Here is a 4,829-nt window from a genome sequence, read left to right on the forward strand (position 1 = left end):
CCCCGCGGCTACAACACGCCCCGTCCTCTCCCGGCCGCCCGCTACTCCTTCTCCATTTCCTTCGTCAGCTTTTCCAGCAGCGCCTTCGCCTCCGCGCCGGCCTTCGTGCCGGGGTAGGTGCGGGCGATGATCTCGAGCACCGTCTTGGCCGGCCCCGGCTTGTTGGCGTCGATGAGCTTCTTCGCCAGGCCCAGCTTCGTCACGGCTTCCGCCTCCTCGGCCGCGCCCGGCGGCGGGGCCTCGATGCCGCGCTCGCCCGTGGCCGTCATCCGCACCCACCCATCGTACTTGTCGCCGTCCTTCGACACCACGACGTACCCGAGCGTGCCGCCCGCCTTCTTCAAGAGCGAGTCGAGGGCCGATTCGAGCGTCACGTTGGTCACCTTGAACGTCAGCTTCTTGGCGAACGGGAACCCCTCGCCGTAGGCGAGCATCAGCGGCTCGTCGGTCTTCTCCTCGGCGAGGTGCGCGAACTCCTTCAGGATCTCCCCGAGCTTCACCTCGGTGAACTCCGCCGTCACCTTCACCTTGAGCGCCTTGGTGCGGGTGAAGTCGGCCGCCGGCGTGTCCTTCACGGTCAGCTTCGGCGCCTGGGCACGGGCCGGGGCAGGGTGGGTCGCCGCCAGGGCGAGGAGGGCTCCGAACAGGCCCGCAAACGGCACGGCACGCATGGGTTCTCTCTCGAATCGTAGGGCTCGGAACGGGCCGGCGCACCGGCCCGGGAATCGTCGCTGTAAAGCGTTTTCTGCGAATGTTTTACGTCTTGTCGAAAAGTTCACGATCCGCGGCAACGTCGCTGGTTGGGGGGGCCGCATTCCCGTAAAATATCACGACCTTCCTGAACGACGTTAGAAGCCCTGCGGACGCCTGGAAATCCGCGGGTTCGAGCGAGGAGACGCCGTTGGCATCGAGAACCCCGCCCCCCGCTCCGCCGGACGGAACCCCGGCCCTGCCGCCTGCCCCCATCGACGACCTCGACATCGTCGACGAGCTCCAGACCAGCTACCGGACCTACGCCCTCTCGGTCATCGTCAGCCGCGCGCTGCCGGACGTCCGCGACGGGCTCAAGCCGTCGCAGCGCCGCATCCTCGTCGCGATGAACGACCTCGGCCTCACGCCGACGGCCGCGACCAGCAAGTGCGCCGGCATCATCGGCGAGACCATGAAACGCTATCACCCCCACGGTGACGCGTCCATCTACGATTCGCTCGTTCGCATGGCGCAGGACTGGGTGCTCCGCTACCGGCTCGTCCACGGGCAGGGGAACTTCGGGTCGATCGCCGGGCTCCCGCCGGCCGCGCACCGGTACACCGAGGCCCGGCTCACGCAGGTCGCCAACGAGCTGCTCAACGACATCGACCACGAGACCGTCGACTTCATCGACAACTACGACGGCAAGTACCGCGAGCCGCTCGTGCTGCCGGCGAAGTTCCCGAACCTGCTGGTCAACGGGTCCGACGGGATCGCCGTCGGCATCGCCACGCACATCCCCCCGCACAACCTCCGGGAGGTGTGCCTCGGGCTCCTGAAGGTGCTGGACAACCCCGACGTCTCGCTGGTGGAACTGCTGGAGGTGATCCCGGGGCCGGACTTCCCGACCGGCGGCATCGTCATGGGCCGGCAGGGGATCGTCGAGGCGTACAACACCGGCTACGGCCGGCTCACGCTCCGCGCCCGCACCGAGGTGGTCGAGGGCAAGAACCCGCACATCCTCATCAAGGAGGTGCCGTTCCAGGTCAGCCGCATCCCGCTCCTGGAGGAGATCGGCCAGCTCGTGAAGGACGAGCGGATCACCGGCATCAGCGCGGTCCGCGACGAGTCGAGCGCCCGCGGGGGCGAGCCGGTCCGCATCGTCGTCGAGCTGAAGCGGGGCACCGACCCGCACATGGTGCAGAACCAGCTGTACCAGTTCTCGAAGCTCCAGAAGACCATCAGCATCAACATGTGGGCGCTGACCGACGGGTACCCCCGGCGGATGCCGCTCAAGGAGCTGATGCGGAAGTTCCTCGACCACCGGCTGCAGGTGATCCGCCGCCGCACCGAGTACCTGCTCCGCGAGGCCAAGCGCCGCGGGCACGTCCTCGAGGGGCAGCTCATCGCGATCGCCAACATCGAGGAGGTGATCCGCATCTGCCGCACGTCGCCGAACCGGACCGAGGCGAAGGCCCGGCTCCAGGGGGTGAGCGTGCCGGCCGGCATGATGGAGCGGGCGCTCGGGGCCGAGGCGTTCGGCGCGCTGCAGCGGGAACTCGGCACCACCGCCGAGTACCAGATGACCGAGGCCCAGGCCGAGGCCGTCGTGCGGCTCCAGCTCGGCCAGCTCGCCAACCTGGAGAGCGACGAGATCCTCAAGGAGTACCAGGCGCTCCGCGACCAGATCCGCGGGTACGAGACGCTGCTCTCGGACGAGGCGAACATCCGGGCCGTCATCCGGACCGACCTCGAGCAGATGGCGGCCCGGTACGGCGACGCCCGCAAGACCGAGTTCAGCGACGACGGCGGCGACGTGGACATGGAGGACCTGATCGAGGACGAGCCGAACGTCGTCACGGTCTCGCACCAGCAGTTCATCAAGCGGATGCCGCTAACCGAATACCGGGTGCAGAACCGCGGCGGCAAGGGGGTGCAGGGCGGGGTGAAGGACGAGGACTTCATCGAGCACTTCTTCGTCGCCAGCACCAAGTCGTACCTGCTGTGCTTCACCAACAAGGGCCAACTGTACTGGCTCAAGGTGTACAAGATCCCGACCGCGGGCCGCACCTCCCCGGGCCGCAACATCGCCAACGTGCTCCAGTCGCTCAAGGACGGCGAGAAGATCACCAGCATCGTCCCCGTGCGCGAGTTCGTGGACGGGTTCCACCTGATGATGGCGACCCGCAAGGGGACGGTGAAGAAGACCGAGCTGATGGCGTACAGCAACGTCCGCACCGGCGGGATCATCGGCATCGCGCTGGACGACGGCGACGAGCTGATCGACGTGTGCCTCACGAAGCCGGGCGACGAGGTGGTCCTCTCGACCCGCAACGGCATGGCGATCCGCTTTCCCGAGGGCGGGGAGAAGGGCGTGCGGTCCGTGGGCCGCAACGCCCGGGGGGTTCGGGGGATCGACCTCCGCAAGGACGACGAGCTCGTCGGCATGGTCGTCGCCGACCCGGACGGGCTGCTGCTGACCGTGTGCGAGAACGGGTACGGCAAGCGGACCCCGTTCGGCGCGAACGCCGACCCCGCGACCCTCGCGGCCGCGACCGGCGAGGCCAACGGCGACGAGCCCGCCGACGCCGAGGCGGCCCCCGCGGAGCCCGCCGAGGCGGACGAGCCGGCCGACGAGAACGACCCGTCGGGGATGCGGTACCGGCTCCAGCGCCGCGGCGGCAAGGGCGTGAAGGACGTGAAGGTGACGGCGAAGAACGGCAAGGTCGTGACGATCACGAGCGTCCGCGACGGCGACGAGATCATGCTCATCACCGCGCAGGGGATGGTGACCCGGTCGAAGGTGGACGACATCCGCATCGTCGGCCGCAACACGCAGGGCGTCCGCGTGATGAACCTCAAGGACGGCGACAAGCTGGTGACCGTCGCCAAGGTCGCCCGCGACACCGTGGCCACCGACCCGGCCCCGGACGAGGGCTGATCCCGCGGCTGCGCCGCAAATTCGAAGCACGAAGCACGAAATCCGAAAGAAGTAGGAGTTACGCAGTCGGGCTCGGATCTGCTTACTTCTGGTGGGGCAGACATTCTTGTCTGCCTCCGGAAGCGTCTGGAGGCAGACAAGAATGTCTGCCCCACCAAGCCAACTGCGTAACACCGAAGTAGATTCGCGGGCTGCGTGCGTTGTTCGTGCTTCGTACTTCGTGCTTCGAATTTGCGGCGCAGCCGCTCTCCCGGAGCCCGCACATGGACCGCACCGCCGCGGCCGCAGACCAGCTCTTCGACATGCGAACGACCCGGCGAACGGTCGCGGCGCTGCCGGCCGACGTCGCGCCGCGGACGCTCGCCGAGGGGTACGCGGTCCAGGAGCACCTCGTCCGCAAGCTCCTCGCCCGCGGCGGCGGTACGCCCATCGGGTACAAGATCGCCTGCACCAGCGAGGTCGCGCAGCGGGCGCTCGGCGTCGACGCGCCGTTCTTCGGCGTGCTCTTGTCAAACTCGACGCACCAAACCGGCGTCACGCTCCCGGCCGCCGAGTTCACCGTGCGGTGCCCCGAGGTCGAGTTCGGCTTCGAGATGGGTGACGACGTGCCCGCGGGCGCGACGTACACCCCGGAAACGATCCTGCCCTTCATTAGCACGGTGATCCCAGCCCTCGAAATCGTCGACCACCGCTACCTCGACTGGAAGACGGTCGGCGCGCCGTCGCTGCTGGCCGACAACGCGATCCACGGCGCGTGGGTGGTGGGCACGCCGGTCGCGGACTGGCGGCACGTCGACTTCGCGACGCACCAGACGGCGCTAATCGTGAACGGCACGCGGATGTTCCCCGGCTCCGGGGCGGCGGTGCTCGGCAACCCGCTGAACGTGGTCGCGTGGCTGGCGAACGAGCTGCCGAAGTTCGGCCGCAGCCTGCGCCGCGGGGACCGGATCACGACCGGTCTGACGACCGGCGTGTACCTCGCGGACCCGGGCGACCACCTCGTCGCCGACTTCGGCCCGCTCGGCCGCGTGGAGATGACTTTCGGGCGGTGATGAGCAGGGCGAAGAGATTTATCCGCAGATTACGCAGATGGACGCAGATTACAAATCAGAGGACAGAGATCAGAGAGCAACCAGCGGGTATGCTCCTCTGTCCTCTGTCCTCTGTCCTCTGTCCTCTGTCCTCTGTCCTCTGTCCT

Annotated in this window: 3 protein-coding genes; 2 read left to right on the forward strand and 1 reads right to left on the reverse strand. The window is 68.0% G+C overall.

The genetic code is table 11. The features are described 5' to 3' along the window. Positions 1–41: 41 nt before the first annotated feature. Complete coding sequence (locus ACTIGN_RS16350; RefSeq protein ID WP_439625695.1) at positions 42–671, reverse strand: hypothetical protein; 630 nt, start codon at positions 669–671, stop codon at positions 42–44. Positions 672–901: 230 nt separating this feature from the next. Here ACTIGN_RS16350 and gyrA point away from each other — a divergent pair, with 230 nt between their 5' ends. After that, the gene (gyrA, locus tag ACTIGN_RS16355; RefSeq protein WP_439625697.1) at positions 902–3,631 is read left to right on the forward strand and encodes a DNA gyrase subunit A; all 2,730 of its coding nucleotides are present in this window, start codon (positions 902–904) and stop codon (positions 3,629–3,631) included. A 263-nt stretch (positions 3,632–3,894) separates the two neighbouring features. Further along, positions 3,895–4,683, forward strand: a complete 789-nt coding sequence (locus tag ACTIGN_RS16360; protein ID WP_439625699.1) for a 2-keto-4-pentenoate hydratase — start codon at positions 3,895–3,897, stop codon at positions 4,681–4,683. Positions 4,684–4,829 lie beyond the last annotated feature (146 nt).

The organism is Gemmata sp. (assembly GCF_051859125.1).
GTDB lineage: Bacteria > Planctomycetota > Planctomycetia > Gemmatales > Gemmataceae > Gemmata.

Coding starts and splice junctions, on each gene's coding strand:
- ACTIGN_RS16360 (WP_439625699.1), top strand. CDS start 3,895: ATGGACCGCACCGCCGCGGCCGCAGACCAGCTCTTCGACATGCGAACG.
- ACTIGN_RS16350 (WP_439625695.1), bottom strand. CDS start 671: ATGCGTGCCGTGCCGTTTGCGGGCCTGTTCGGAGCCCTCCTCGCCCTG.